This window comes from Pseudomonas sp. PGPPP4, assembly GCF_002256045.1.
In the GTDB taxonomy this organism is placed as follows: Bacteria; Pseudomonadota; Gammaproteobacteria; order Pseudomonadales; family Pseudomonadaceae; genus Chryseomonas; species Chryseomonas oryzihabitans.
This window is the reverse complement of sequence record NZ_NKID01000018.1, coordinates 22,148-48,161: the sequence shown is the minus strand read 5'-3', so window position 1 is coordinate 48,161 and position 26,014 is coordinate 22,148. Positions and strand designations below refer to the sequence as shown.

The following is a 26,014-nucleotide window of genomic DNA, read 5'->3' as shown; positions in this document are numbered from 1 at the left end:
CAGCACCAAACCTGCGGCCTCGCGCTTGAACTCGGGCGTGAAAGAACGACGTTGTTTGCTCATGGAACACCTCTGTGTGGCGATCATCTTCGCCTAAAAAGGTGTCCGGGGTGAGTGGACCACTACACGCCCTGGCAAGCCCGGGATCGGTTGCGAGGCGAGCCGTAGGCTGAGTTGAGGCAGCCCCATCGTCGAAGCCCAACAGGCGAAGTCGAACCCGCCGCATTGGGCTTCGCTGGCGCTCGACCCAACCGACGAAACCCCTCACGCCGCCAGGGTCGCGCCGCCGTCCACCACGATGTCCTGCATGGTGATATGGCTGGCCAGGTCCGAAGCGAGGAACAGCACGGTGTTGGCGATCTCGTCGGGCTGGGCGATCTTGCGCAGCGGGATGCCCAGCTTGAAGTCTTCCGGCAGGCCGTCCACCAGGCGCTGATAGCCCTCGGGCGAGCCGAGCATGCCGGCCAGCATGGGCGTCGCAGTCGACCCTGGCGAGACCACGTTGCAGCGCACCCCGGACCCGGCCAGTTCCAGGGCCACGCAGTGACTCAGGGACACCAGCGCCGCCTTGGAGGTGCAGTAGCCGGCCATCTGCAGGCGCGGCACATGGGCGGCATTGGAGGCGATGTTGACGATGGCGCCCCGGCCCTGGGCCTTGAACAGCGGCACCAGTTGGCGGAACAGGTAGAAGGGGCCGGAGACGTTGACGTCCAGCAGCGCCTGCCAGTCGTCCAGGCTCAGGCTGTCGCTGGTGCCTAGGCGCAACACGCCGGCGCCATTGACCAGCACGTCCAGGCGGCGTTCTTCCGCCAACAGGGACTGGCAGACTTCCTCCACCTGGGCCGCGTCGGCGACGTCCAGCAACTGGGTGCGGAACGGATAGCTGCCTTCGGCGAATTGCCGGTCGAGGCCGATCACCTCGGCACCCGCTTCCTGGAAGCGCCGCGCCACCTGCAGCCCGATGCCCTGCCCTGCGCCGGTCACCCAGACGCGCTTGCCGGTGAAATCCAGTTGCGTCATCAGCGAGTCCCTCAGGCGCGAGCGCGCAGCAGAGCCAGCCAGCCCTGCAGGGTCGGCTGGGCGGCGAGATCGGCGAAGGTCACAGGCAGACCGCGCTTCTGCCACTCGCCCACCAGGGTCATGACCTGCACCGAATCCAGGCCGAAGTCGGTGAGGTTGTCGTCCAGCGCCGGTTCTTCGTCGTCGGCGTCCAGCAGCGGCTGGACCTGGGCGCGCAGCCAGGCTTCGTCGAGCACGGCCGCACCCGCGCCGGTGACCTGGGCGGTGCTCAGGGTGCTGCCGCAGCGGGTGGCCACGTAGCGCAGCGCCATGCGGTGCTCTTCTTCGCTGAAGTCGGCCACGGCGTCGCCAATCAGGAAGGCCTGGATGTCCCTCATGAAGGCATCGGTGCAGGTGGTCAGGCAACCGATGTGGGCATAGACGCCGCAGACGATCAGCTGATCGCGTCGCCATTCGGTCATCAGGTCCTGCAGGTTGGAACGGTGGAAGGCGCTGTAGCGCCACTTGGTCAGCACCACGTCGTCGCCCCTGGGCGCCAGCGCGTCCACCACCTGCTGCAGCGCGGGATCGGCCTGGGTCAGGCCCGGACCCCACATGTCGTTGAGCAGGGCGCGATCGGCCGGCGGCTGGTCGGTGGGCTGGGCGGTGTAGACCACCGGCACGCCCTGGGCATCGGCCCAGGTGCGCAGGGCGGCGATGTTGGCCACCACCTGGTCGATCAGCGGGCTGTTGTCGCCATAGAACTCGACGAAATAGCGCTGCATGTCGTGGATCAGCAGCACGGCGCGATCGGCCACGGGCATCCAGTCGACCTTGTTGGCGGGAAAGCCGTCGGGCTGGGGCAAGGGATAGGAGGCAAGACGGGGAATAGCCATGGGAAACCTTAGGGACGCTCGGTGGATGGGGTCTGCAGCTGCTCGCGCAGGCGGCGCTTGTCGATCTTGCCGACGGCGGTGAGCGGCAGCTGGTCAAGGAACTGGAAACGGTCGGGCAACTTGTACTCGGCCACGCCCTGCTCGCGCAGGTAGCGGCGCAGCGCCACCGGCTTGAGCGCCGGATCGCTCACCACCAGGCAGGCGCAGCTCTTCTCGCCCATCAAGTCGTCGGCGATGGCCACCAGGGCCGCGTGGGTGATGCCGGGATGGCGCAGCAGCAGGCCCTCGATCTCGGCCGCGGCGATCTTTTCGCCGCCGCGGTTGATCTGGTCCTTTACCCGCCCGACCACCTTGAGGTAGCCGGCGGCATCGCGCTGGACCACGTCGCCGGAGAAATAGAAGCCCTCGGCGTCGAATACCTGGGCGTTGTGCTCGGGACTGCGGTAGTAGCCGCGGAAGGTGTAGGGGCCGCGGGTGGACAGCAGGCCGGGTTCGCCCTCGGGCACGGGATTGCCGTCCTCGTCGGTGATGCGCACCTCGTCGTCCGGGCTCATGGGCCGGCCCTGGGTGGTGAAGATGCGCTCGGGTTCGTCGTCCAGGCGGGTGTAGTTGACCAGGCCTTCGGCCATGCCAAACACCTGCTGCAACTGGCAACCCAGTTCCGCGGGCACGCGGCGAGCCTGGGCTTCGGCGAAGCTGGCACCACCCACCTGCACCACGCGCAGGCTGGCGAGTCGCGCACGCTGCTCGGGTGCGGTCGCGGCCTGCAGCCAGAGCGCCACCGCCGGCGGTACCAGGGCCACCCAGTCCACCTGATGGCGTTCGATCAGCGCGAAGCAGCGCAGCGGCTCGGGATCGCGGGCCATGACCACGCAGCCACCGGCGATGAAGACGCCCAGGGCGCCTGGGGAGCTGAGGGTGTAGTTGTGGCCCGCCGGCAGCGCGCAGAGAAAGCGCGTCGCCGGGCTCAGGCGGCAGATCTCGACGCTGCGTCTGAGGCTGTAGTAGTAGTCGTTGTGGGTGCGCGGGATCAGCTTGGGCGTGCCGGTGCTACCCCCGGATAGCTGGAAGAAGGCCACCTCGCCACCGGCGGTGGGGGTCAGCTGAAAACCGTCCAGCGGGGTATCCAGGCGCTGCTGCAGACTGCGCGCATCGTCGGCGCCATCCAGCAGTACCTCGCCGAGGCCCGGCGCCACGTCGCGCAACTCGGCAAGGAAGTTGTCGTCACGGAACAGGTTGTGCTCGCGGGAGGCGATCAGCAGCCGGGGCTGGATCTGCTGCGCATAGGCGAGCAGCTCCAGCTTCTGGTGGCTGAACAGCGCATTGACCGGAGCGATGCCGGCCTTGAGCAGGGCAAAGAACACCACATAGAACTCGGCCACGTTGGGCAGCTGCACCAGGGCCGTGTCGTGGCGGCGCAGCCCGGCGGCCTGCAGGTGGGCGGCGAGGCGACTGGAGCACTCGTCCAGCTCGGCATAGCTCAGCTGCCGCTCGCCGCAGAGGATCGCCGGCGCATCCGGCAGGGCCGCGCGGCTGCGCGCCAGGATCTCGGTCATCGGCAGATCGGGCCAGTAACCCAGGGCGCGATAACGCGCCGCCAGGTCGTCCGGCCAGGGGGTGAATTCCAGACTCACGTGGGGTTCTCCTCGTCGAGCAAGCCACAGGCGGCACGCATGGTGCCCAGTTTGGCGGTGACCTCGGCCCACTCGGCCGCGGGGTCGGAGGCTTCGACGATGCCGGCGCCGGCAAACAGCCGCAGCCAGTCGCCCTGCACCGTGCCGCAGCGGATGGTGACCACCCACTCGCCGTTGCCCTGGGCATCGCACCAGCCGACCATGCCGGTGAACAGGCCGCGGTCGAAGGGCTCGATGCGCTGGATCAACTGGCGCGCCGCGGCCGTGGGAAAGCCGCAGACCGCCGGGGTCGGATGCAGGCGGCAGGCCAGTTGCAGCGCCGAGGTGCGGCTGTCGGCCAGCTCGCCGTCGATGGCGGTGGACAGGTGCCACATGGCGTTGGTGCTGAGCAGCGAGGGGCCTTCGGGCACGTCCAGCCGGCTGCACAGCGGCGCCAGCTGCTCGCGGATGTCCTCGATCACTAGACGGTGCTCGTAGTGGTCCTTGCTGGACTCCAGCAGCTCGCGGGCGACGCGCTGGTCTTCCTGCGGATCGGCGCGACGCCTGGCCGAACCGGCCAGGGGATTGGTATGGACCTGGGCACCCTGCTTGCGCACCAGCAACTCGGGGCTGACCCCGACCAGCTCGCCGCCCTCGGCGGTGGGGATGCGGAATTGATAGCCGGTGGGATTCTGCCGCGCCAGATTGGCGAGGATGGCCTCCACGTCGGCCGGTTCGGCCAGGCGGATTTCCTGGATGCGCGACAGCACCGCCTTGCTCAGCTCGCCGCGACGGAAGGCCTCGATGGCCTCCTCTACCGCCAGGCAGAAGCCGTCCGCGCTGGGCAGGTTGCGCACCTCGCGCACCTGCGCCGGGGCGACCGCTGCGCTGCTGACCGGCGCCGGGCGCGCCGTCCAGGCATGTTCCCGAGGCACATAGAGGCAGGAGGGCCTGGTGGTATCAAAGGGAATGGCCCCCATGATCACCGGCTCGGCGATGCCGGCCTGGCGGGCACGGGCGAAGGCCTCATCCACGGCGTGCAGGAACAGGCTGTCCCGGTGCGCGCCGCCACTGGCCGGTGTCTCGACCCGGGCACAGATGCCCCGCCCCTGCAGGACGCGATCACCCGACTGGAACAGAAATGCGGCCTGTTCCCGACGATCGGCGGCGACTCCGCCGACCACCTCAGCCCTCTTGCTCGTCATTTCGATGGACCTCTACACGAATGATAATGCTTATCAATAAGCAGAAGCTAAAGGTTGCCTGCCGGAAAGTCAATTCGTTAGGGACCGAACGATCTCGCCAAATGGCTAGCAACCCCTTGAAATCCCTATTGAATCTCCACTGGGCAGAGCGCCGGCAGGTACCGGCTCCGCGCCTCCTCCCCTGGCCCTGTCGGCTACGGGAAAGGAACGACTTGCTGCCCAGGGGCTGGTTCTTTGAAAATGAGAGTGATTATCTTACAACTGGAAGGCGTCCATGTTCAGCTTGTTGTCAGTGTTTCGCATTCTCACCACTCTGGCGGTCGCCAGCCTGGCCCTGGGTGGCCCCGCTCAGGCGGCGGACTGGCCGCGGCAGATCAGCGCCGACGGCAGCCAGGTGACCCTGCCGGCCAAGCCGCAACGCATCGTCTCCACCAGCGTCACCCTTACCGGCTCCCTGCTCGCCATCGGCGCGCCGGTGGTGGCCAGCGGCGCCACCTCGCCCAACAACAGATTCGCCGATGACCAGGGCTTCCTGCGCCAGTGGGGCGCGGTCGCCAGGCAGCGCGACGTGAAGCGGTTGTACATCGGCGAGGCCAATGCCGAGGCCGTGGCCGCCGAGGCGCCGGATCTGATCCTGGTCAGCGCCGCCGGCAACGACTCGGCGCTGCGCCTGGTCGAGCAACTCAAAGCCATCGCCCCGGTGCTGGTGGTGGGTTACGACAATCGCAGCTGGCAACAGGTGGTGGAACTGCTCGGCCAGGCCACCGGCCGCGAGGACGCCGCCCGCAAGGTGGTCGGTGACTTCGACCGGCGCGTCGCCGATCTCAAGGCGCGCCTGCAGCTGCCGCCGCAACCGGTGTCCGCCTTCGTCTACAACCCGGCGACCCGCCAGGCCAACCTCTGGACCGCCGCCTCTTCCCAGGGCCAGTTGCTGGAAAGCCTGGGCTTCAAACTGGCGGCGCTGCCGGCGGGGCTGGAGACCGGCCATAGCCAGGGGCAGCGCCACGACATCCTGCAGCTCGCCGGCGAGAACGTCGCCACCGGTCTCACGGGCCAGACCTTCCTGCTGTTCGCCGCGGACGCCAAGGAAGCCGAGGCAGTACGTAGTAATCCGTTGCTGACGCACCTGCCGGCGGTCAAGGACAACCGCGTGGAAGCCCTGGGCGCCGAGACCTTCCGTCTCGACCCCTACAGCGCCAACCTGCTGCTGGATCGCCTGGAACAGCGCTACGCCAAGCCTTGAACCGGGCAATCGTGGAAAACGCTGCGCGGCTTCCACGCTACACCGGACCTCTAGCACCCGTAGGGTGGACAACGGCGCAGCCTTGTCCACCAGTCCCTGCCATGAGCCCCAGTGGAAAACGCTGCGCGGTTTTCCACACTACGCCAGGCCTTGAGCACCCGTAGGGTGGACAACGGCGCAGCCTTGTCCACCTGTCCCTGTCATGAGCCCCAGTGGAAAACGCTGCGCGGTTTTCCACGCTACGCAAGACGCCCTGAAGCCGATCAGGCGCCGAGGCTTTCCGCCCGGCGCAGGCCGCGGGCCAGCGCCCAGCAGAGGGCAGCTACCCCGGTGGAGACCAGACCGAAGACGCAGGACGCCTGCGCCGGCAGCATCAGGCTGGCCAGGCCGCCGAACAGCGCTGCACCGATGGCTTCACCGCCGATGTTTTGCGCCGTCCACAGCGCATTGATGCGCCCCAGCAGGCGATCCGGGGTCAGGCGCTGAATCAGCGCGTACTGCACCAGGGAATTGAGCGCGCCCAGATAGCCGAACAGCACCAGGCACAGCGCTGACAGCCAGAAGCCGGGCAGCAGCGCGAACACCGCTACCGCCAGAAAGGTGGCCACCGCGGTCATCAGCAGGGTACGGCCGGGGCGTGGTGCCTGGTTCAGTCGCCCACTGGTGAGGGCGCCGATGGCCGCGCCCAGGGGTGCGGCGGCATAGAGCCAGCCCAGGTGTCCGGTATCCAGCCCCCAGTCCTCGCCCAGCGACGGATAGAGCACCCGCACCGCATTGGCCATGGTCACCAGGGCGCCGACCAGGGCGACCGCGCCCAGCAGGCGATTCTCGAACAGGAAGGCGATCCCGCCGCCCAGGGCCTGCCAAGGCGTCTCGCGCGGTTGCTCCGGTGGAGGCAGCGGCGGCAGGCGCAAGAGCACCAGCAGGGTGATGAGGGTACCGCCGGCGGTCAGGCCGTAGTTCCAGGCCACGCCGCTCTGGGCGATCAGCAGGGTGCCCAGCGGCGGCGCGACGATGGCCGCCACCCGCACGCTCAGCATGTTCAGGGCGCCGGCCTGCACCATGGATTCGCGGCCGACCAGGATCGGCGTGACCGCCAGCAGCGCGGTGACGCCCAGGGCGCCAAAGAAGCCGTCCCACAGCGCCAGCAGGTAGATGGCGGTCAGCGACGGCTCGGGCAGGCTGGCATTGACCGCCAGGCCGATGAAGCCCAGGCCGCAGATGGAACGCGCGGCCAGGATCAGCCGGCGCCGCTCCAGGCGGTCGGCCAGTACCCCGCCGGTGAGCAGGCCGACGAACATGCCGATGCCGGCCATGCTCAGCGCCAGGCCCACCTTGAGCGGCGAGTCGGTCAGCGCCTGGACCTGGATGGGGATGGCCACGGCCAGGAGGCCGAGGGACAGCACGGAGACCAGCCGGGCGATGAACAGGGTGCGAAAGGCGGCGTGGGACCTGAGCAGGCCGAAGTCGAGCAGGAAGGACGTCTTGGACATGAATCACCGGAAAAACACAGGGGACGCTATCGAGCCGCCGGGGCAAGGCTGTTAGCATGTAATACAGACTATCATGTGTTAATACGCCTTGTTCTCATCCACTCCCCTCCCCTTCGGTCGTCGCGGATGACCCCGCGCCGCCTCCTCATCCTCGGCTGCGCCGCGCTCCTGCTGCTCCTGGTGATGGCTGCCAGCCTGGCGCTCGGCGCTACCGCCATCTCGCTGGCCGAAGTCTGGCAGGCGCTGGGCCAGGGCTGCAGCGAGCCGGCCTGCCTGATCGTGCGCGAGGCGCGGCTGCCCCGCACCCTCGCCGGGCTGCTCGCCGGAGCGGCGCTGGGCGTGGCCGGCACCCTGATGCAGGCGCTGACGCGCAATCCCCTCGCCGACCCGGGCATCCTCGGCGTCAATGCCGGTGCCAGTTTCGCCGTGGTGCTGGGCATCGCCCTGTTCGGTGCCAGCGGTCCCGAACAGTACCTAGGCTTCGCCTTCGGCGGCGCCCTGCTGGCCAGCCTGGTGGTGCTGCTGGCCGGCATCGCCGGTGGCGGCGGCTTCAACCCGATGCGCCTGGTGCTGGTCGGGGTGGCCCTGGGCGCCATGCTCGAAGGCGTCAGCTCGGGCATCGCCCTGCTCGATCCCCAGGTCTACGATCAGCTGAGATTCTGGCAATTCGGCTCCCTGGATGTGCGCCAGCTCGACTTGCTGCGTAGTGCCAGCCTGCCGGTGTTGGGCGGCGTCATCATCGCCCTGGTGCTATCACCGGCGCTCAATGCCCTGAGCCTGGGCAGCGACCTGGCCGTGGCCCTGGGTACCCGGGTCCGCCAGACCCAGTTGCTTGGCCTGTTGGCCATTACCCTGCTCTGTGGGGCCGCCGCCGCGGCGGTCGGCCCCATCGCCTTCGTCGGCCTGATGGTGCCGCACCTGGGTCGCTGGGCCATCGGCGAAGATCATCGCTGGCTGCTGCCCTTCGTCCTGCTGTTCACCCCCAGCCTGTTGCTGACCGCCGACATCGTCGGCCGCCTGCTGGTGACCAACGAGCTGCGCGTCTCGGTGGTGACCGCCTTCCTCGGCGCGCCGCTGCTGATCTGGCTGGCCCGCCGTCAGCGCCAGGGAGGTCGGGCATGAACCGTCCCAGTCGCCTGCGCCTGCCTGGGGTGCTGCTCGCCCTGCTCGGCGGCGCCCTGTTGCTGGCCCTGCTCGCCCTGGGCAGCGGCAGCCTCGCCTTGAGTCCCGCCCAGGTGCTGGCCGCGCTGCTCGGCGAGGCGCCGCGCGGCATCGAACTGGTGGTCACCCAGTGGCGCCTGCCGCGGGTGGCCCTGGCCCTGCTGATCGGCGCCGCCCTGGGCCTGAGCGGGGCGCTGTTCCAGTCGCTGCTGCGCAATCCTCTCGGCAGCCCGGATATCATGGGCTTCAACACCGGCGCCTATAGCGGGGTGCTGGTCGCCCTGGTGCTGTTCCAGGCCAGCATCCTCTGGAGCACCACCGCCGCCCTGATCGGCGGCCTGCTCAGCGCGGCGCTGGTCTATGCCCTGACCTGGCGCGGCAGCGGTGTGGATACCCTCAGACTCATCATCGTCGGCATCGGCGTGCGCGCCCTGTTGATGGCGCTCAATACCTGGCTGATCGTCCACGCCTCCCTGGAAGCCGCCTTCAGCGCCGGCCTGTGGAGCGCCGGTTCGCTCAACGGTATCACCTGGGCCAAGGCCTGGCCGGCGGTGGTCTTCATCCTGCTGGCGGGTGCGGCCAGCCTGGCGCTGAGTCGCCGGCTGTTCCTGCTGGAGATGGGCGACGACACCGCCTGCGCCCTGGGCGTGCCGGTGGAGCGCACCCGGCTGTCGCTGCTAGGCCTGGGCGTGGTGCTCACCGCCGCCGGCACCGCGGTGGCCGGTCCGATCTCCTTCATCGCCCTGGCCGCGCCGCAGATCGCCCGCCGCCTGACCGGCACCCAGCGCCTGGCGCTGCCCGCCGCCGCCCTTACCGGCGCGGTCCTGCTGCTGGGCGCGGACCTGCTCGCCCAGCGCCTGTTCCTGCCCTATGTCCTGCCGGTCGGCCTGGTCACGGTGAGCCTGGGTGGGCTCTACCTGATCGGCCTGCTCATCTGGGAGTCCCGCCGCTCATGAACGACGCCCCCGCTTCGCGCCTGCACGCCGAGCGCCTGACCCTGGGCTACGGCCGCAAGCTGATCGCCGAAGACCTGTCGCTGACCATCCCCGATGGCGAGCTGACGGTCATCATCGGCCCCAACGGCTGCGGCAAGTCGACCCTGCTGCGTACCCTGAGCCGACTGCTGGCGCCCAGCCAGGGCCAGGTCTGGCTGGACGGCCAGGCGATCCAGAGCTATCGCACCAAGGAGGTGGCCCGGCGCCTGGGCCTGCTGCCGCAGAGCTCCCAGGCCCCGGGCGACATCTCGGTACGCGACCTGGTGGCCCGCGGGCGCTATCCGCACCAGACGCTGTTCGGCGGCGTGCGCGCCGAGGACGAGCGCGCGGTGACTCACGCCATGCAGGCCACCGGTGTCTTCGAACTGGCCGACCGGGCGGTGGACACCCTCTCCGGCGGCCAGCGCCAGCGGGTATGGATCGCCATGGCCCTGGCCCAGGAAACCCCGCTGCTGCTGCTCGACGAGCCCACCACCTGGCTCGACATCACCCACCAGATCGACCTGCTGGAATTGCTGGAAGACCTCAATCGCCAGCAGGGCCACACCCTGGTCATGGTGCTGCACGACCTCAACCACGCCTGTCGCTACGCCACCCACCTGGTGGCCATGCGCGACGGCAAGGTGCTGGCCACCGGCCGCCCGCGCGACGTGGTCACCCCCCCGCTGATCAAGGCCGTCTACGACCTGGACTGCCTGATCATCGACGATCCGGTGGCCGGCACGCCCATGGTGGTGCCCCTGGCGCGGCGTTCGGCCGTCTAAGGCTTTTCTGAAAAGTCGCCGAGCGAAGGTCAGGCAAGGCAAAAATCCGTGAGGAAGCGGAGTTTACGAGTGGTAAATGAGCATTCCGACCGGGCTGGCGATCCAGCGCATTTTTAACGCCGCATGACCGAGTGCAGGCACTTTTCAGGCAAAGCCTAGAGCGCCTTCAACGCCCGATTGAGCACCGGGCCGATCTGCGCCAGCTGGGCCGGGGCGATGATGTCGACGTGGGCGCAATCCACCTCGTGGGCCTGCAGGCGGGTGATCCAGGACGCCCAGGTGGCCTTGACGTCCATGCCCGCCGGCAGGGTGCGCCGGGCGACGAACATCAGCGCCTCGCCATCGAAACGCGCGCTGCGCGCCGTGGCCAGCAGCCGCACCGAATCGGCGTAGTTACCCTCGATGGTGGCGAACAGCTCCGCCCCCTCCCCCAGCGCGGGATCGGCCAGGCCCTGCTGGGCCGCCAGGAAGGCCTCGCGCTCGCGATTGACCTCGGCCAGCACCTCCGGGTCCAGCTCGCGCTGGCCTTCGCGATCCTGCCAGTTCTGGGTTTCCGGTGGATAGGTGTCGAGCAGGCCGAGGAAGGCGACCTGCTCCCCTGCCGCCTGCAGTCGCGCCGCCAGGCCCTGGGCCAGGGTGCCACCCAGGGAGTAGCCGAGCAGATGATAGGGCCCCTGCGGCTGCACTTCGCGCAGGGTGCGCAGATGGCGCTGGATGACGGCCTCCAGATCGGCGCCTTGGGCCAGGGGGCCGTCCGGCCGTGGCGACTGGATGCCGAGCAGCGACCAGCGCGGATCCAGGTGCCGCGCCAGCACGCTGAATTGCCAGGCGAAGCCCGAGGCCGGGTGGAAGCAGAACAGCGTCGGGCCGTCGCCCGGACGCAGCGGCAGCAGGGTCTCGAAGCCGGCGCGGGTCGCGCTGGCCGCATCCTGCTCCAACTGTCGTGCCAGGCGGGCGACACTGGAGGCCACCATGATCTGGCCAATGGACACCGGCCGCCCCAGGCGCCGGCGCAGCGTGGCGGCGAGGGTCATGGCCAGCAGCGAATGGCCGCCCAGGGCAAAGAAGTCGTCGTCGGCACCGACGATGGCGCAGCCGAGCACCTCGGAAAACGCCGCCGCTAGGTCGCTTTCCAATCCGGGCGCCAGGGGCCGGCTGGCGGCCCTGGCCACGCCCTGGGGCGCCGGCAGGGCCTTGCGATCGAGCTTGCCGGTGGCGCCGAGGGGCAAGGCGTCCAGCTCCACCAGGGCCACCGGCACCAGGTGCGGCGGCAGGCTTTCGCCCAGGCGCGCCCGCAGGCGCTCCAGGTCCAGCGCGGCGCCGGGCTGGGCGACCAGATAGCCCACCAGTTGGCGGGCATCGCCGCCGGTGGCGGTGGCCGCCTCGCCCAGCACCCGAGCATGGGTGACCGCCTGGGCCACGCCGGGCAGCGCCAGCAGGGCGTGGTCGATTTCCGCCAGTTCGATGCGCTGCCCGCGCAACTTGACCTGGTCGTCGCTGCGGCCGAGGTATTCGACGACGCCCTCGGGTAGCCAGCGCGCCACGTCACCGGTGCGATAGAGGCGCTCGCCCTGCCCGTCCGGCGCGGCGATGAAGCGCGCGGCGGTCAGCTCGGGACGGCCCAGGTAGCCATCGGCGAGTTGCACCCCGCTCAGATAGAGCTCGCCGGCCACACCCGGCGGTACCGGGCGCAGACGCTCGTCGAGGATGTGCAGCCCGGTGTTCCACACCGGCTTGCCGATGGGCACGCTGCTGCCGCTGACGGCCGCCAGGGCGGCGCCATGGGCGGGATGATAGGAGACGTCCACCGCGGCCTCGGTGGGGCCATAGAGATTGTGCAGAGGCGCGCCGACCCGGCGCTCCCAGGTGCGAGCCAGTTCGGTGGGCAGCGCCTCGCCACTGCAGAACACCTGACGCAGACTGGCGCAGCGGGCCACCGCGGCCGGCTCGTCCAGGCTGGCGACGAAGGCCGCCAGCATCGAGGGCACGAAATGCACCGTGGTCACCCGCTCGCGGGCGAACAGCTCCTGCAGCGCCAGGGGATCGCGATGGGCCTCGGGCGGCGCCAGGTACAGCCGGGCGCCCACCAGCAGCGGCCAGAAGAATTCCCAGACCGAGACATCGAAGCTGCTCGGCGTCTTCTGCAGGACGGTGTCGCCGGCGCCGAGGGGATAGCTGTCCTGCATCCACAGCAGGCGATTGACGATGGCCGCATGCCCGACCACCACGCCCTTGGGCCGGCCGGTCGAGCCGGAGGTATAGAGCAGATAGGCCGGATCACCGGGACGCGGCCCTTCGAATGTGGGCTCGTGGTCCAACCCCTCCAGCGGCGCATCGAGAATCAGCACCTGCTCCTCGCGCAGCCCCGGGAAACGTCCCCGCTGGCTGGCATCGGTCACCAGCACCCGGGGCCGGGCATCGTCGAGCATCAGTTGCAGGCGCTCGTCGGGATAGCCGCTGTCCAGCGGCAGGTAGGCCGCGCCCAGCTCGATCGTCGCCAGCAGCGCCAGGGACAGGAACACCGAGCGTGGCAGGGCCACCGCGACGATGTCGCCGCGACCGACGCCGGCCTGGCTCAGGCGCTGGGTCAGGGCCAGCACCTGCTGGCGTGTTTCCTCATAGGTAAAGGCGTGCTGCAGATCGGCCAGCGCCGGTGCATCCGGGGTGCGCGCTGCCTGGTCGGCGAGCAAGGTCGCCAGGGTGGCTTCGGGCAGCGACCGTTCGGTGGCGTTGATCGCGGCCAACCACGTGCGGTCCGCCGGCGCCAGCAGGTCCGCCTCGCCCAAGGCCAGGCCGGGCTGCCCGGCGAATTGCTCGGCCAACAGGGCGAAGCGCTCGGCGTGTCCCTGCAGCAGGTCGGCGGCATAGCGCTCGGCATTGCCCAGCAGCTTGATATCCAGGGCGCCACCGCCTTCCAGATAGAGAGCGATCTCCAGGTCGCGCACTGGCCCCGAGGCCAGTTCGTGGGTGATGCCCGGCACCCCGGCGAAATCCAGCGCGAAATCGAACAGCTTGAGGTTGATGACCGGTCCGGTCAGGGGCTCGGCATCACCCGGCCGGCCGAGATCGCGAGCGATCTGCTCGGCGTCGTAGCGCTGGTGGCGACGCACCTTCTTGAGTTCGGCGGCCAGCACGGCGGCGAGTTGCGGCAGCGTCTGGGTCGAGTCGGTATGCACGCCCAGGGGCAGGACGTTGAGCGTCGCGCCGCCGGATTTGAGCGCCACCGACCCCATGCGCCTCATGAAGATGAAGCCGGCGCTGAAGGCCGGCTGGCCGCTGAGACGGGCGAACCAGGTGGCGGCCAGGGCCACGGCCAGATCGGCCGGCGTCACGCCCAGTGCCTTGCCCTGCTCGGCCAGCCCGGCAAAGACTGCGGCGGGCACCCGGGCGCGGGCTTCCACGACGCGCGGCGTGGGCACCTGACCCGCCAGGCCACCGGGTGCCATGGAGGCCGCCGGCGGCAAGGCCGCGCCGCGCTCACGCCAGAAGGCTTCGTCACGCTCGCGCACGGGCGACTGCCGATAATCCTGGTATTCACGCACCACCTCGGCAAAGGAGACGAAGGGCGACGCCTCGGCGGTCTCGCCGCGCACCGCGGCGCTGTACAGGGTTGCCACCCGTTTGGCCAGGGCGGCGAAGCCATAGCCGTCGATCAGCAGGTGGTGATAGCGCTGATACCAGAACAGGTGATCGTCACCCAGCTGGTAGATCCGGTTGAGCCACAGCGGCCCGCCACTGGTGGCTCTCAGGTCGCCGTCGAGGTCGGCGCGGATGGCTGCCCGCGCCGCGCCATTCGGATCGGCTGCCCCACGCAGGTCCAGCCACTCGGGCGCAGGGATGACCATGTCGCTGTCGATCCACTGCACCAGCTCGCCCTCGCGCTCGGCGAACTTCAGTTGCAGGCTGTCCAGCTCGCCCAGGCCCTGGACGATGGCCGCCTGCAGCGCCTGGGCATCGATCGGCCCGCGCAACTCGACCAGATGGGCCACGGCGAAGGCATTGGCATGGGGGGACAGCTGATCGGCCATCCAGATACCGGGCTGGGCGGCGACCAGGGGCAGTGGGCGCGAAAGAGAAAGCGGCGTAGAGGACACAGGAACTCCAGTCAGGAAAGCAGGGAGGCGACCGGGCGGATATCGCGCCAGTGGCTGGTGAGCCAGTCGTCGCAGGCCGCGCGCGGCGCCGGTCCGAACACCGGCTCCCAGCCGGCGGGAACGGCCATGGCTTCCGGCCAGAGGCTGCACTGACCTCGGGCATTGCGCAGGATCAGCAGCACCTGGGCAGGATCGTCGAAGGGGTTGGGGGTGTCCATCGGACCTCCTGGCAATAGGGATTAGCGCTAGGCGTCGGCGGCGACCAGCGGTCGCCAGAGCTGGACCAGGCCATCGAGTAGCCCGCCGCGCCACCAGAGGGCGTCGTGGCCCCCATCGATCTCCCGATAGTCGAGCACGTGGCCCTGCTCGCGCAGGCGCGGGACCAGGGCCCGGGAGGCTTCGAGGATGGCCGGTTCGCGCAACCCGGCCTCAATGAACAGCCGCAAGGGGCGGGTGCTTCCCCACCCGCTCGCCAATGCTTCGAACAGCCGTCCTGGCGCGCCTCGCTGCGGCCACCAGAAGGACCCGGACTGGCTCAGGGCACAGCCGAAGCGCTCCGGCCAGTGCAACGCGGCATAGAGCGCCGCCAGTCCGCCAAAGCTCTGCCCGGCGACCACGGTCGAGGACGGCGACTGCGCATGGGGCGCCCAGTCGCGCACCTGGGGTAGCAGTTCTTCCTGCAGCGCCAGCCAGAATTCCGCATTGCAGGGCAACTCGCTACCACGCAGGGCGCGGTCGCTGTTGTCGATCAGCAGATAGACCGCCTCCGGCAGTTGCCCGGCCTCGGTAAGCTGCTGCAGCGGCGCGCCGATGGGCATCGTCTGCGCCCAGAACTGCCCATCCAGCAGAATGGCCAGCGGCCGCTCTATAGGGGTGTTATTGCCGGTAGCAAAGACCCATACCGGGCGGCTGTTGCCCAACCGCGTACTCTGCCACTCGTACTGTTGCAGACTCGGCCACGCCGCTGGCGCCAGGCTGCGGTCGGCATCGAAGGCCGCCCAGGCCGGCTGGGCAGGTGCCTCCGGCAGGTGGACGCCCGACACCGCCAGCCCCCGCCCACCCTGCCAGGCACGCCGCGGATTGAGCCGATCGGCCTGGGCCAGGGGAAAGACGCTGCGCCACCAGAGGCGGATGCCTTGGGGGTCGGGTTGGGCCTCGCTCTCGAAAGGCGCCGGCTCCCCGCTGGGGATCAGGCAGTAGCTGCCGCGCCAGCGGCCATCCAGTTCGGTTTCCCAAGCCCAGACATCGGTGCCTGGCAGGCGCCGCAGGCTCTGCGGCAGGCCCGGTTGATGATGGTCGGTGACCCCGGTGATGTTGAGCCAGACCCGCTGGGTGCCGGAGCGCCCGGCCAGCCCTTCCGGATCGCGCCAGACAAAGGTCAGGCGATAGCGTCCGTCTGCAGTGGGTTCGATCAGCGGCGTACCACGGCAGGCCACGGCCTGCCACCAGGGCTCGCTGCCCACGTCGTCTCGCTGGAAAAGTGAATCTTTCATCGCATCAAGGTACATCGTCGCAAGGATCGTCATGGCCTGCATCGCGCCGGCCGACCTGGGCCCTGCCCGGGTCGGCCTAGGACTCAGAAGTCGTAGCGCGCCCCGACCATCACGCTGCGCGAGGGGCCCTGGAAGTTGAAGGTGGAAACCGAACCTACGCGCGACCAGTATTCCTTGTCGAGGAGGTTGTTCACGTCCAGGGTCGCGGTCAGTTGCTTGGTGACCGGATAGGAGAACTTGGCATCCACCGTGGCATAGCCCGGGGCGGAGACGGTGACGCCGGAGGTCTGGTTGGTCTGGGAGAAATCGCTCATGGCGGTCACCCCGCCACCGATGCTCAGGCCGGTCAGCGGACCGCCCGCCAGGGTGTACTTGGTCCACAGCGAGGCCATGTGCTTGGGCATGGCTTCGAACAGGGTGTTGCCATCGCCGCTGAGGTTCTGGGTATCCATGTAGGTGTAGCCGGCGAGCATTTCCCACTGCTCGGTGAGCTTGCCGCTGACCTCGATCTCGGCGCCCTTCACCCGCGTCTTACCCGAGCTGTCGGAATAGTCCGTGATGGCCACGCCATTGGCATCGAAAGGCCGAGCTGCACGATTCTCGTCGGTCAGCTGGAAGATCGACAGCCGCGCATTCATGTCGCCGTTGAAGTAGCTGCCCTTGATGCCGACCTCGTACTGGTCACCCTCCCGCGGATCCAGGGCTTTGCCCTGGGCGTCCAGCTCGCTCTGCGGCTTGTAGACCTTGGAGTAGCTGGCATAGAGGGAGTGGTAGTCGTCCAGGTCGTAGATGGTACCCAGATAAGGAGTGACGAAGCCGCTGTGCTTCTGGCTCTCCCCCGCCTCGGCGCCACTGGCCAGGGTGGTGGTATAGGCCTCGCCCCGGTACCAGGAAACGCGCGCACCGCCGATCAGCGCCAGGCGCTCGATGGGGCGGAAGGTGACCTTGGAATAGAGGCCGAATTCACGATCCTCGCCGCTGTAGTCGGTCTGGTAGACACGTGCCGGCTTGGCAATGGAGTCAGGGCGATAGGTATTGACGTTTACGGTAGCCAGCCGCGGTGCTCCCGTGGGCGAGCCGTTGTAGTTGCCGCTCTTGTAGTCGGTTTCATAGTGTTTGTAGTCGGTTCCCACGACGAACTCGCTGACCTGCCCCAGAGCCTCGAAAGGTTGGCTATAGCTGGCATCCAACGAATAGGCATCCTGGTCGAAGCTGCGCGTGGTCCCGTTGATGTTTACATTGCCATTGGCCTGCACCGCCCCGCCGGTGAAGGCATAGAGGTAGTCCGCCTCGCGGTGCGAGGCCCGGGCGGCGATGCGCCCGTAGCCGCCGTTATCGAACTTGTGGGTCAGCTCGAAGATGCCGTCGGTGGTCTTGCCGTCGAAGTAGTTCCAGTCCGCCCCCAGGAAACGCGACTGACTGAAGTCCAGCAGATTGCCCTGGGCATCGGTGGGATAGCCGTTGTGCGGAGTGACGTTCTTGACCTGATGGATCAGGCCGAAGGAGATCTGGGTGGCGTCGGACAGGTCGATGTCCAGGTCGCCGTAGTAGCTCTGGTCGGTGTTGGCGTTGTAGTCCACCTCGCCATTGGTGTCGGCGCGGGAGGCAACGAAACGACCGCGCACGTTCTTGCTCTCGGTGAGCGGACCGGCCAGGTCGATCTCCTGGTAGTTGGTGTCCCAGGAGCCGTAGCGTCCGGTGATGTGCCCCTGGAACTCCTCGGTACCACGCTTGCGCACCATGTTGACGATGCCGCCCAGTTCGCTGGTGCTATTGAACAGCCCCGAGGGCCCGCGCATGATCTCGACCCGGTCGAAGGGCGAGAGGATGGGCACGGTGCCGAAGATGCTGGTCATGGGTGCCGGCAGGCCGTCGATGTTGTATTCGTCGTATTCGTAGCCACGCGAATAGATGGAGGAGCGCCCGCTGTCGTTGGTCAACACCCGCAGGCCGGCGGTGGACTTGGCCAGCTCGTCCAGGGTGTTGAAGTTGCGATCCTTGATGTAGTCGCTGGTATAGGAGGTGATCGACTGGGGGATGTCGCGCAGGGCCGCCGGCGTCTTGGTGCCCACGGTCGCCGAATCCACGGTATAGCCGCCGGTCTGTTCCGAGGGCGCCATGTCGTAGAGGCGATTGCCTTCGATGGTCAGGGTGTCCAGTTCCGTGGCGTTCTGCTCGGCCACCGTGGCGGCCAGCGCCGTCAACGGAAAGGGAATCAGCGCGCCGATCAGAAGCAGCTGACGGAGAGCCCCGCGGCAAAGGCGGACAGGCTGGCAGAGGGTTCCTTGGGTGTTCATGGTGATCCTTGTGACCGTGGCGTTGCAGCCGACGCCGTGCACTGGAAGGCTGCTGTTCGCGTCGTCGCGCGAGGGCCAGCACTTTAAATGATAAAAACTCTCATTATCAAATGTTACGTTAAGCAATAGCTGTTCGCATTGCCAACGCCAGGCAGCCGTGATCCACGCCCGGAGGTCAGGACGGCATCAGGAAAGGATGCGGAAAAAGAGGGATCGACCGGACCGGGAAGGTCCAATCACGAGCGCAGGCCAGCCGTGAGTGGGCCGGAGGGAGAAGCCCGGCGGTCGTTAGAGACCGGAAACCGCCGGCGTCTTGGCCGCTACCTGACCAATCACCGGACTGGGCAGCCGGCAGACGATTTCGCCGATGGCATTCATCCGCGCCAGACCACCGTCACCCTTGCAGCGTGGTAATCGGCGAGGTGCTCGGAGGGCGAATTGCGCAGGCCCTGATCGAGCGCCACCACCAGGGCGATGACCCCCAGGCCCAGGGCGACGATTTCGAACGTGCTGCGGGCACGATACCAGTGGATCGGTCGCGAAGGGCTCATGGCGGCTCCGGAGGGTGGACGAATAGTGGCGAAGTGGCTCCTACTCTAATCGTCCTGGCCCGGATGTAAACAGCCGTTGCTCGCCTGGACGACAGCTGTCGTCGGCTCGTCAACGGCCGCCGGTTGGCAGCCCGTCAGTGCGCCACCCTGACCATCCGCCCCGGGATCCCGGGGCGCGGCAGCCGGCGGGCTTCGTCATCCGCCTGAGCCACCGGCAACGGTGGCCGCCCTACCCGGCCCCCAGCGGCCGCGAGCAGCGCGGCAATGCGCCCCCTGCCGGCCGCCAAGGGAGGCAGAGCCTACGTCAGGGATTTTCCTTGCTGGGCGTCTTGATATAGCCGGGCACGGCGGAATCGGGGGGCGTGTTGCGCCCTTCGGTGGCCGCGGCCTCATTGGCCTGGGCCCGGTCTTCCTGCGCCTTGGCCTGCTCCTGGGAAGCCCGCTCGACCTTGCCCTCGGCCGCCTTCTCCTGGGCCTTCTGGCTATGGGCCCGGGCGTCCTGAGCATGGTCTTCGGAGGTCTTGTCGCACGCGGTCAGGGTTGCGGCGGTAGCCAGTACGAGGGAGCACAGCAGAGCTTTGGACATCGGGTATTCCTGAGAAAAGAGACCTTTCAGGGACCTGGAGAAGCACGGGTTGGTTTCTGGCCCGCCGCGCCGGCTTTGCGACCTGAGGTGTCCGTCGCACCGCGGCCACGGCGGAACGCGCGCCGCATGCATGGACGTGGCGAGCTAAGGGTCGCCAGCCCCCCCCCTCGCTGCGTGCCGCACGAGCAAACCGGCGCGCCAGGCTCTGGCACGGGTGGCGGACGACAGTTGATCGCCTGACCAGAGCCGCACGTCCGTGGACGATGCGGGTAGGTCCGGTGATAGGACTAGGCTGACAGCACGTTGGCCATGGACGGTAGCGGGACGCTCGATCAGGTCCCGGCGCTGATGGCCTCCTGCCTCGACATCGATAACAAAAGCAGGGAACCAGCATGACGATTCTTCAACGTGTGGTCGGCGGCATTGCACTTCTGGTGTTCCTGCTGCTGGGCATCGTCGCGGTGAGCTTCAACAGTACCCAGTCCATCCATGAGCGGCTGATGGTCATCACCGAGCAGTCCGCCCCGCTCGGCCAGGCCGTCAGCGAGATCAACGTGCAGTTGCTAGGGGCCAACCAGACCCTGCTCGGTCTGCTGGCCGAGACCGATGCCGCGGCGATCGCCACGCGTGAAAAGCAATTCCAGCAGCAGTTCGCCGATTATCTGCAGCTGCACCAGCGCCTGCCAGCGCTGTTGCGCGACCATGACCAGCTGACCCAGGCGCTCGATCAGGAGCAGAAGCTGGGCAATGCCTATGGGGACCAGGCGAAGACCCTCATCGACAGCTACCGCCAGCTGGTCGCCATCCGCCGCGAAACCCGCACCCTGCAGGGCTATGCCACGCCGGAGGCCAATCGGCTGTCCAGCTATCTGCAGGCCTACAGCGCGCAACAGAAGGCCGAAGGCGCCACCGCCGCCGTCCGCGCCGCCCAGATGCTGCTGATCGAAACGGACAAGACCTACGCCGCCTTTGCCGCCCAGGCGGCACGCCTGGATCTGCCAGGGCTGGATGTGGTGCTCAACCAGCAGCAGGATGTCATTACCGATCGGCTGCGCGCCCTGGCCGCCATCGACGAGCGCAGCGCGCGCATCGTCGGGGTGATGGTCACGCGCCTCCTGCACGAAATGACCGCGCCCGATGGCCTGCGCCAGGCCTACCAGCGACAGGCCTCGGCCGAAGGCCAGTTCGACGCCCAGCGCCAGCGCACCGGCACCGCCCTGCAGGCGACCCTGGACGCCCTGCGCACCCTCAGCGCCGGCGCCGTGGCCGTGGCCCAGCAGGCCAAGAATGATACCGACGCCACCGTGGCCACCAGCCGCCAGGTGCTCTCCATCGTCGCCCTGCTGGCGATTGGCGCGGCCCTGATCATCGGCGTCTGGGTCGCGCGTGGTCTGCGGCGCCCGCTGCTGGCTTTCCGCGAGTCGCTGCGTCAGGTCACCGCCGGCGATCTGCGGGTCCAGTTCGATGTGCGCCGCAAGGACGAATTCAGCGAACTCGGCGGCTATCTCAATGAACTGATCCGCTCGCTGCAGACCACGGTGCAGACCCTTACCCAGTCGGCCGACGACCTCCGGGGTACCGCCCAGGCCAATGCCGACATCAGTGCCAGCACCACCCGCGCCGTGGAGGAGCAGACCGAGCGTCTCGGCTCCGCCGCCTCGGCGATGACCCAGATGGAAAGCACCGTGGCCGAGGTGGCCCAGCGCGCCCTCGACACCAAGGATGCCGTCGACCACACCTTCGCGCTGAGCACCACGACCGGCACCACCGTCGCCGAGACCATCGACAGCATCCAGCGCCAGGCCCGGCAGATCCAGGTCGCCGCCCAGGCCACCGATGAGCTGCAGGGCTATGGCCAGAGCATCGACGGCATCGTCGATGCCATCCGCAACATCGCCGAGCAGACCAATCTGCTCGCCCTCAACGCCGCCATCGAGGCGGCTCGCGCCGGTGAACAGGGCCGCGGCTTCGCCGTGGTCGCCGATGAGGTGCGTTCCCTCGCCAGTCGTACCCAGGCCTCCACCAGCGAGATCCAGCAGCAGATCGAACAGATGCAGCAGAAGATCCACTCGGTGGTGGAAATCATGGGGGTGAGTCGCGCTCAGTCCGGCGAGTGCGTGCAACTGGCCTCCTCCGCCCGGGAAGCCCTGCAGAGCATGAGCCAGGCAGTCGGCACCATCCGCGAGATGAACACCCAGATCGCCGCCGCCACCGAAGAACAGAGCGCCACCGTTCAGGAGACCAGTCGCATGATGGTGCAGATCAACGACGCCGCGCTCCGCGCCGCGGAAGGCGCCGACAGCGCCGCCCGCAGCAGCGAGGACCTTTCGCTCATGGCCAGCCGGCAGCGCGAGCTGCTGCAACGCTTCAGTGTCTGATCGGGGACCGACTCATGTTCAAGCCCAAGCTTCGTCTTCTCGCCGGTCTCGTCCTGGCGGCCACCTGGGTCAACCTGGCCCAGGCCAGCGCGCCGCTCATCGGCGTCCTGACCTCCAAGCGCGACAACTTCCGCACCCTGTTGATCAACAACGTCGAGGAGCGCGCCCATACCCTGGACGCGGACCTCTTCCTGGAAAACGCCAACAGTGACAGCGCCCTGCAGCTGCGCCAGTACCGCAACCTGATCGCCGCCCACGTCGATGCGGTCATCGTCAATCTCATCGACGACAGCAACACCCAGGAGATGCTGTCCCTGGCGATGAGCAGCAAGGTGCCGCTGGTGTTCATCAACTACCGTCCCAGCGTCTCTCCCCTGCCCGCCTATGCCGGCTTCGTCGGCTCCGACGAGGTGGAAGCCGCGACGATGCAGATGGAGGAGCTGGCGCGTCGCGCCGGCTACAAGGGCAAGGTGGCGATCCTCATGGGCGAGCCGGGTCACCCGGCGACCAAGCTGCGCACCGAGAGCGTCGAGAAGGTAGTGGCCAAGTATCCCGACATGCAGGTGGTGGTGAAGGCCTCGGCCAACTGGCAGCGCAGCGAGGCGACCGAACGCGTCCTGCAGTGGGTCGACAAGGGCGTGGCCTTCGACATCGTCGCCGCCAACAACGATGAGATGGCCATCGGAGCCATCCGTGGTCTGGAAAAGGCGGGCAAGCCGCTGGCGAAGTTTCTGGTGGGCGGCATCGACGGCACGCCCGACGGGTTGCAGGAGATGCGCGAGGGCAAGTTGGCCGTCAGCGTGCTGCAGGATGCCAAGGGCCAGGGTCAGGGCGCGGTGGACATGGCCTTGCGCCTGGCCAATGGCTCCACCAGCAGCAATCTCACCCGGGTCCCCTTCCAGCTGATCACGCCGGACAACCTGGCGTCCTTCTAGCCCGGAAAGCAACCGAGGCCATCCGTCTCCGGTGGCCTCGCCCGTCTCCAGTACCAGATGCCCGACTCGCTCGGGCACTCGGGACGCCTATCTTCAGAAGCGCCAGCTGAGTCGCGCGTCGAGGTCCTGGTCTCTGGTCCGACCGCTCAGTTGCCCGTCATAGCCCAGGCCCAGCGAGACCCTCTCGCTCAGCGCCAGGTCCAGCGCCCCGCGCACCACGGCCGCGTCACGCGCGATGGGCGCCCCCACCACCTTGAACACCGGACCGCCGGCGAAGGCCGCTTCATGCTCGGGGGTGGTGTCGCCGAAGGCATGGCGCCAGCCCAGGGTGGCACTCGGGACCAGTTTCCAGTCACCCAGCGGTTTGCTCACCAGGCGCAGGCCGAGGGTGCTGAAGGTCACGTCGGTGTTCTGCCGCGGATTGTCCAGGTCCAGCGCCCCGCTACGCTCGTGGAAGCCGTCGGTCTGCAGGTGCACATGGGCCAGGTTGGCGAAGGGCGAAAGATTCAGGCTTCCCGCGTCGATCCGATAGGCCAGCTCGCCAAAGGCCTGGGTGGTGCCGGCGTCGTAGTCCGGCGCCAGGTGCTGGTTTGCCCCCAGGATCGCCAGATCACGGCGGGCTTCCACCGAATGCCAGGTATGGGCCAGGCCGAGCTTGAGATTCAGCGCATTCCACAGGTTACCGGCGTAGAGACCCAGATGGTAGTCGGTGCTGGTGGCCGAGCCCGACTCGTCACGCAGATCCAGATCGCTGTGGCCGAAGCCCACCAGGCCACCGGCGCGCCAGCCGCTGTCCAGCGGGAGGTCGGCGCCGATCAGCAGGCCATGGCTATGGCTGTCCAGGCTGCTGGCGTCGTGGTTGCCGTCGTTGTGGCCCCAGGCGCCGAGGGCCTGGGTCCAGACCAGTCCGCGCTCGCGACTGCCGGCCAGACCCTGGATGCCGGAACTGAAGGGCAGCTCGTCCTGGGCATCGCTCAGGCGATCGCTCATGGCAGCGCGCACCAGCCGGCTGTTTTCCACCAGCACGGTCTTGGTCGAGGCGTGCAATTCGTTGCCCAGGCTCTGGAACGTCGAGCCTGCACCCGCGGCATTGGTCGCAGCGACCTGGTTCCAGAGGGCATTGCCGGCGCCGGCGCGATCCAGGCCCGCAGCGGCGGCCCGGGCGTTACGACCCTCGGCCAGGTCGGCGAAGGCCACGCCATTGCGCGCCAGGCTCAGGGTCGCCTGGTTGGCGCCATAGCTCAGGGTCGGGGTCAGGAAGGCGAAGTCGGACTGGATGGGGCCGAAGCGGCCACTCAGGCCGTTGCCCGCGCTCAGCAGCTGATAGCTGCCCAGCGGCTGCCAGTAGGGACTGGAAACCAATGCCAGGGTAGCGCCCTTGACGGTGATGCTGCCCGTGGCTACCAGGCGATCGGCGCGGCCGCTGGCATCGGTCTCGACCTGGTAGATCGAGCCCTGGTCGAGGGTCACGTTGCCGTTGACGTTGAGCTGGCCCACCGAGTTGCCGGGCGCGAGGATGCCGCCCTGGGCCACGCGCAGGCTGCCGAGACTGCCATTGCCACCCAGGGTGGCACCCGAGTTGACGGTGACTGCCGAATTGCCGAGGTTGCCGTTGATGGCCAGGCGGCCCTGGTCGACGCGGGTGGTGCCTGAGAAGTCGCCGTTGCCGGTCAGGCTCAGGGAGCCGACCCCGGTCTTTACCAGGCTGCCGCTGCCGTGCAGGTTGTTGGCCAGGCTGTCGTTGACCGACTGATCCAGCACCAGGGTGGCGTTGTCGGTGATGTCTCCGCTGCCGAAGGCCCGGGCATAACCGCGTAGGGTACCGCCATTGATCAGCGTGCCGCCGCTGTAGCTATTGAAGCCGCTGAGGGTGAGTTCGCCGCTGCCGTTCTTGGTCAGGCTGCCGCTGCCGCCGATGTCGTTGCGCCAGGCATCGCGGGCGTTGAAGCCACCCTGGCTCGCATCCATGCTCACGCTGACATTGCCATTGAAGGCGGCGTAGCCGTCAGCCGCGGCCATCAGATTGAGGCGGCCGTAGCCGTTGGATTCGTCGATGACCACATAGCCCGAAGACAGCTCGGTGCTGGCCAGGATGTTGCGGCGCTGGCTGGCGGTCAGATAGGGGAAGCGCGTTTCCAGCAAGACCTCGGCGTTGACGGGCACCACCGGCGCCAGGTGGGTCGGGCCGACGGGGGCGAAGCCGTAGGTCATGCGGGTGGTGTACAGCGCCTTGTCCTGGGCATGCTGGGATTGCCGATCGGTGGCCGGATCGATCCTGTCCACGCAGTTGTTGATGTCGCCGCCACATTGCTGGGCGAAGTAGGCCTGGGCCTGGGCGAAAGCTTCGCTGCGCAGCTGGGCGTTGTTGACCAGGTTGTCGATGGCGAAATAGGTGGCGGTGATGCGCCCGCCGATCACATCCAGCGGCGAGTGCATGCCGGCGACGATGCGGTTGTTGCCTAGCTCCGAGGCGCGGAACAGTTCCTCGCCCAGGCGCTGGGGCACGGCATAGCCGAAGCCGATCCCGGCAAGATAGGCGGCGTTGGTGTGGCCACTGGGAAAGCCGCCGTCGCTTTGTGGCGTTTGGCCTCGCGCCGGATGCAGGGAAGGCGCCACGATGTCTTCGCTGGTCTGCCGCCAGGGCCGAGGATACTGATAGAAATTCTTTGCCGAACTGGTAGAGGCATCATCGCGAATCGCCTTGACCAACTGGGCGACCTTGCCCAAACGGGAATTGACGTCACCAGAGCCGTTGCCCTGGTCTTCGTACTTCACCCTTTGAGTCGAATCATCGAATACCGGAATGGTGGTGAAAGCCCCCGAGCCGGCGCGATAGGCCTCAGCCAGCGAACCCAGGCCGCTGATCAAGCTGTAGCTCTGATCGCGACGGTCGTCATAGTAGGCCGCCACCTCCTGATCGTGGGTGCGGGTATGGGACAGATCGATCACGTACTGCACGTTGCGCTGCAGAATGGGCGCACCTAGAGCAGTCGGCGAACCGGTGTTCCAAGTCGCCCCTGGTGTCCAGAGCTTGCTGTAACCCGACAGCAGATCGATACCGTTGGTGGCATTACTGCTCGCCCGACTGGCTGCCTGCACCGAAAGCGCCAACAGCGACGCTGTGAATGCAACGGCCACCACTGCGGGTCTGTTACCTGAACGTTTCACCAACTTTTCCCCTTATCCCCATGGATACAACTTGTTACAAGTTGTCTTTGGGCGGCGAGCCTAGAGTGGCGATGTGACGCTATGGCGGCTGTTTAAAGGCAGTTTTACGACATCCTATCGCGCGTAGAACCGCCGCCTGGAGC

The 26,014-nt window shown here is 67.9% G+C and carries 18 protein-coding genes and 1 pseudogene; 7 read left to right on the top strand and 12 right to left on the bottom strand.

The window, feature by feature from the left end; all coding sequences use genetic code 11:
* Window positions 1–264 precede the first annotated feature (264 nt).
* Genes dhbA through CFE50_RS21605 form a run of 4 tightly spaced genes read right to left on the bottom strand, consistent with a single transcriptional unit; the run spans window position 265 to window position 4,713 of the window.
* Window positions 265–1,020 (bottom strand): 2,3-dihydro-2,3-dihydroxybenzoate dehydrogenase, encoded by a 756-nt coding sequence (gene dhbA / locus CFE50_RS21620; RefSeq protein WP_353744017.1) that lies wholly within the window; start codon window positions 1,018–1,020, stop codon window positions 265–267.
* A gap of 11 nt (window positions 1,021–1,031) precedes the next feature.
* Window positions 1,032–1,895, bottom strand: a complete 864-nt coding sequence (locus CFE50_RS21615; RefSeq protein ID WP_286737186.1) for an isochorismatase — start codon at window positions 1,893–1,895, stop codon at window positions 1,032–1,034.
* 8 nt (window positions 1,896–1,903) lie between these two features.
* A complete protein-coding gene (locus CFE50_RS21610; RefSeq protein ID WP_286737185.1) occupies window positions 1,904–3,529 on the bottom strand; it encodes a (2,3-dihydroxybenzoyl)adenylate synthase in 1,626 nt (541 codons plus the stop codon).
* Entirely contained in the window at window positions 3,526–4,713 is a 1,188-nt protein-coding gene (locus CFE50_RS21605; protein ID WP_286737184.1) for an isochorismate synthase, read from the bottom strand. Before CFE50_RS21605 ends, CFE50_RS21610 begins: the two co-directional genes overlap by 4 nt.
* A 274-nt stretch (window positions 4,714–4,987) precedes the next feature.
* On the opposite strand from CFE50_RS21605, the gene fepB reads away from it, so the two are divergent.
* Window positions 4,988–5,956: a Fe2+-enterobactin ABC transporter substrate-binding protein gene (gene fepB, locus CFE50_RS21600; RefSeq protein ID WP_286737183.1), complete on the top strand. Its 969-nt coding sequence runs from the start codon at window positions 4,988–4,990 to the stop codon at window positions 5,954–5,956.
* Window positions 5,957–6,219: 263 nt separating this feature from the next.
* On the opposite strand, the gene entS is transcribed toward fepB, so the two are convergent.
* Entirely contained in the window at window positions 6,220–7,449 is a 1,230-nt protein-coding gene (gene entS, locus CFE50_RS21595; protein WP_286737182.1) for an enterobactin transporter EntS, read from the bottom strand.
* Window positions 7,450–7,575: 126 nt separating this feature from the next.
* Here entS and fepD point away from each other — a divergent pair, with 126 nt between their 5' ends.
* The 3 genes from fepD to CFE50_RS21580 are packed head-to-tail and all read left to right on the top strand — an operon-like array spanning window position 7,576 to window position 10,369.
* Window positions 7,576–8,571: a Fe(3+)-siderophore ABC transporter permease gene (gene fepD / locus CFE50_RS21590; RefSeq protein WP_286737181.1), complete on the top strand. Its 996-nt coding sequence runs from the start codon at window positions 7,576–7,578 to the stop codon at window positions 8,569–8,571.
* A complete protein-coding gene (gene fepG / locus CFE50_RS21585) occupies window positions 8,568–9,566 on the top strand; it encodes an iron-enterobactin ABC transporter permease (protein ID WP_286737180.1) in 999 nt (332 codons plus the stop codon). The genes fepD and fepG overlap by 4 nt, the downstream gene beginning before the upstream one ends.
* On the top strand, window positions 9,563–10,369 hold the full coding sequence (locus CFE50_RS21580; protein WP_241808517.1) for an ATP-binding cassette domain-containing protein: 807 nt from the start codon (window positions 9,563–9,565) through the stop codon (window positions 10,367–10,369). Before fepG ends, CFE50_RS21580 begins: the two co-directional genes overlap by 4 nt.
* Window positions 10,370–10,524: 155 nt before the next feature.
* On the opposite strand, the gene CFE50_RS21575 is transcribed toward CFE50_RS21580, so the two are convergent.
* From CFE50_RS21575 to CFE50_RS21550, 6 genes are all read right to left on the bottom strand, one after another.
* The gene (locus CFE50_RS21575) at window positions 10,525–14,463 is read right to left on the bottom strand and encodes an enterobactin synthase subunit F (RefSeq protein ID WP_286737179.1); all 3,939 of its coding nucleotides are present in this window, start codon (window positions 14,461–14,463) and stop codon (window positions 10,525–10,527) included.
* Window positions 14,464–14,474: 11 nt separating this feature from the next.
* Window positions 14,475–14,681 carry an MbtH family protein gene (locus CFE50_RS21570; RefSeq protein ID WP_286737178.1) on the bottom strand — a complete coding sequence of 69 codons (207 nt, stop codon included), beginning with the start codon at window positions 14,679–14,681 and terminating at the stop codon, window positions 14,475–14,477.
* A gap of 27 nt (window positions 14,682–14,708) precedes the next feature.
* Window positions 14,709–15,956 carry an enterochelin esterase gene (gene fes / locus CFE50_RS21565; protein WP_286737177.1) on the bottom strand — a complete coding sequence of 416 codons (1,248 nt, stop codon included), beginning with the start codon at window positions 15,954–15,956 and terminating at the stop codon, window positions 14,709–14,711.
* Between the two features lie 83 nt (window positions 15,957–16,039).
* Window positions 16,040–18,253: a TonB-dependent siderophore receptor gene (locus CFE50_RS21560; RefSeq protein WP_286737176.1), complete on the bottom strand. Its 2,214-nt coding sequence runs from the start codon at window positions 18,251–18,253 to the stop codon at window positions 16,040–16,042.
* 374 nt (window positions 18,254–18,627) lie between these two features.
* Window positions 18,628–18,804 carry a hypothetical protein gene (locus tag CFE50_RS21555; RefSeq protein ID WP_286737175.1) on the bottom strand — a complete coding sequence of 59 codons (177 nt, stop codon included), beginning with the start codon at window positions 18,802–18,804 and terminating at the stop codon, window positions 18,628–18,630.
* A 304-nt stretch (window positions 18,805–19,108) separates the two neighbouring features.
* On the bottom strand, window positions 19,109–19,390 hold the full coding sequence (locus CFE50_RS21550; RefSeq protein ID WP_286737174.1) for a hypothetical protein: 282 nt from the start codon (window positions 19,388–19,390) through the stop codon (window positions 19,109–19,111).
* 392 nt (window positions 19,391–19,782) lie between these two features.
* On the opposite strand from CFE50_RS21550, the pseudogene CFE50_RS22965 reads away from it, so the two are divergent.
* The 3 genes and pseudogenes from CFE50_RS22965 to CFE50_RS21540 all read left to right on the top strand — a co-directional run.
* Window positions 19,783–20,910: pseudogene (locus tag CFE50_RS22965) on the top strand (HAMP domain-containing protein); the annotation flags it as partial.
* 144 nt (window positions 20,911–21,054) lie between these two features.
* Window positions 21,055–21,768 carry a methyl-accepting chemotaxis protein gene (locus CFE50_RS22960; RefSeq protein WP_430695117.1) on the top strand — a complete coding sequence of 238 codons (714 nt, stop codon included), beginning with the start codon at window positions 21,055–21,057 and terminating at the stop codon, window positions 21,766–21,768.
* Window positions 21,769–21,782: 14 nt separating this feature from the next.
* Window positions 21,783–22,703, top strand: coding sequence for a substrate-binding domain-containing protein (locus tag CFE50_RS21540; protein WP_241808509.1), 921 nt, complete (start codon window positions 21,783–21,785; stop codon window positions 22,701–22,703).
* Window positions 22,704–22,796: 93 nt separating this feature from the next.
* Here CFE50_RS21540 and CFE50_RS21535 read toward each other — a convergent pair whose 3' ends face one another.
* The gene (locus CFE50_RS21535; protein ID WP_502694724.1) at window positions 22,797–25,841 is read right to left on the bottom strand and encodes an autotransporter domain-containing protein; all 3,045 of its coding nucleotides are present in this window, start codon (window positions 25,839–25,841) and stop codon (window positions 22,797–22,799) included.
* Window positions 25,842–26,014 lie beyond the last annotated feature (173 nt).

Excerpts from the sequence above, each read along its gene's own strand:
- CFE50_RS21550 (WP_286737174.1), bottom strand. The coding sequence starts at position 19,390 with ATGTCCAAAGCTCTGCTGTGCTCCCTCGTACTGGCTACCGCCGCAACC.
- CFE50_RS21560 (WP_286737176.1), bottom strand. The coding sequence starts at position 18,253 with ATGAACACCCAAGGAACCCTCTGCCAGCCTGTCCGCCTTTGCCGCGGG.
- CFE50_RS21540 (WP_241808509.1), top strand. The coding sequence starts at position 21,783 with ATGTTCAAGCCCAAGCTTCGTCTTCTCGCCGGTCTCGTCCTGGCGGCC.
- fepG (WP_286737180.1), top strand. The coding sequence starts at position 8,568 with ATGAACCGTCCCAGTCGCCTGCGCCTGCCTGGGGTGCTGCTCGCCCTG.
- fepB (WP_286737183.1), top strand. The coding sequence starts at position 4,988 with ATGTTCAGCTTGTTGTCAGTGTTTCGCATTCTCACCACTCTGGCGGTC.
- fes (WP_286737177.1), bottom strand. The coding sequence starts at position 15,956 with ATGAAAGATTCACTTTTCCAGCGAGACGACGTGGGCAGCGAGCCCTGG.
- fepD (WP_286737181.1), top strand. The coding sequence starts at position 7,576 with ATGACCCCGCGCCGCCTCCTCATCCTCGGCTGCGCCGCGCTCCTGCTG.
- CFE50_RS21615 (WP_286737186.1), bottom strand. The coding sequence starts at position 1,895 with ATGGCTATTCCCCGTCTTGCCTCCTATCCCTTGCCCCAGCCCGACGGC.
- CFE50_RS21555 (WP_286737175.1), bottom strand. The coding sequence starts at position 18,804 with ATGAGCCCTTCGCGACCGATCCACTGGTATCGTGCCCGCAGCACGTTC.
- CFE50_RS21605 (WP_286737184.1), bottom strand. The coding sequence starts at position 4,713 with ATGACGAGCAAGAGGGCTGAGGTGGTCGGCGGAGTCGCCGCCGATCGT.
- CFE50_RS21580 (WP_241808517.1), top strand. The coding sequence starts at position 9,563 with ATGAACGACGCCCCCGCTTCGCGCCTGCACGCCGAGCGCCTGACCCTG.
- CFE50_RS21570 (WP_286737178.1), bottom strand. The coding sequence starts at position 14,681 with ATGGACACCCCCAACCCCTTCGACGATCCTGCCCAGGTGCTGCTGATC.
- CFE50_RS22960 (WP_430695117.1), top strand. The coding sequence starts at position 21,055 with ATGACCCAGATGGAAAGCACCGTGGCCGAGGTGGCCCAGCGCGCCCTC.
- dhbA (WP_353744017.1), bottom strand. The coding sequence starts at position 1,020 with ATGACGCAACTGGATTTCACCGGCAAGCGCGTCTGGGTGACCGGCGCA.
- entS (WP_286737182.1), bottom strand. The coding sequence starts at position 7,449 with ATGTCCAAGACGTCCTTCCTGCTCGACTTCGGCCTGCTCAGGTCCCAC.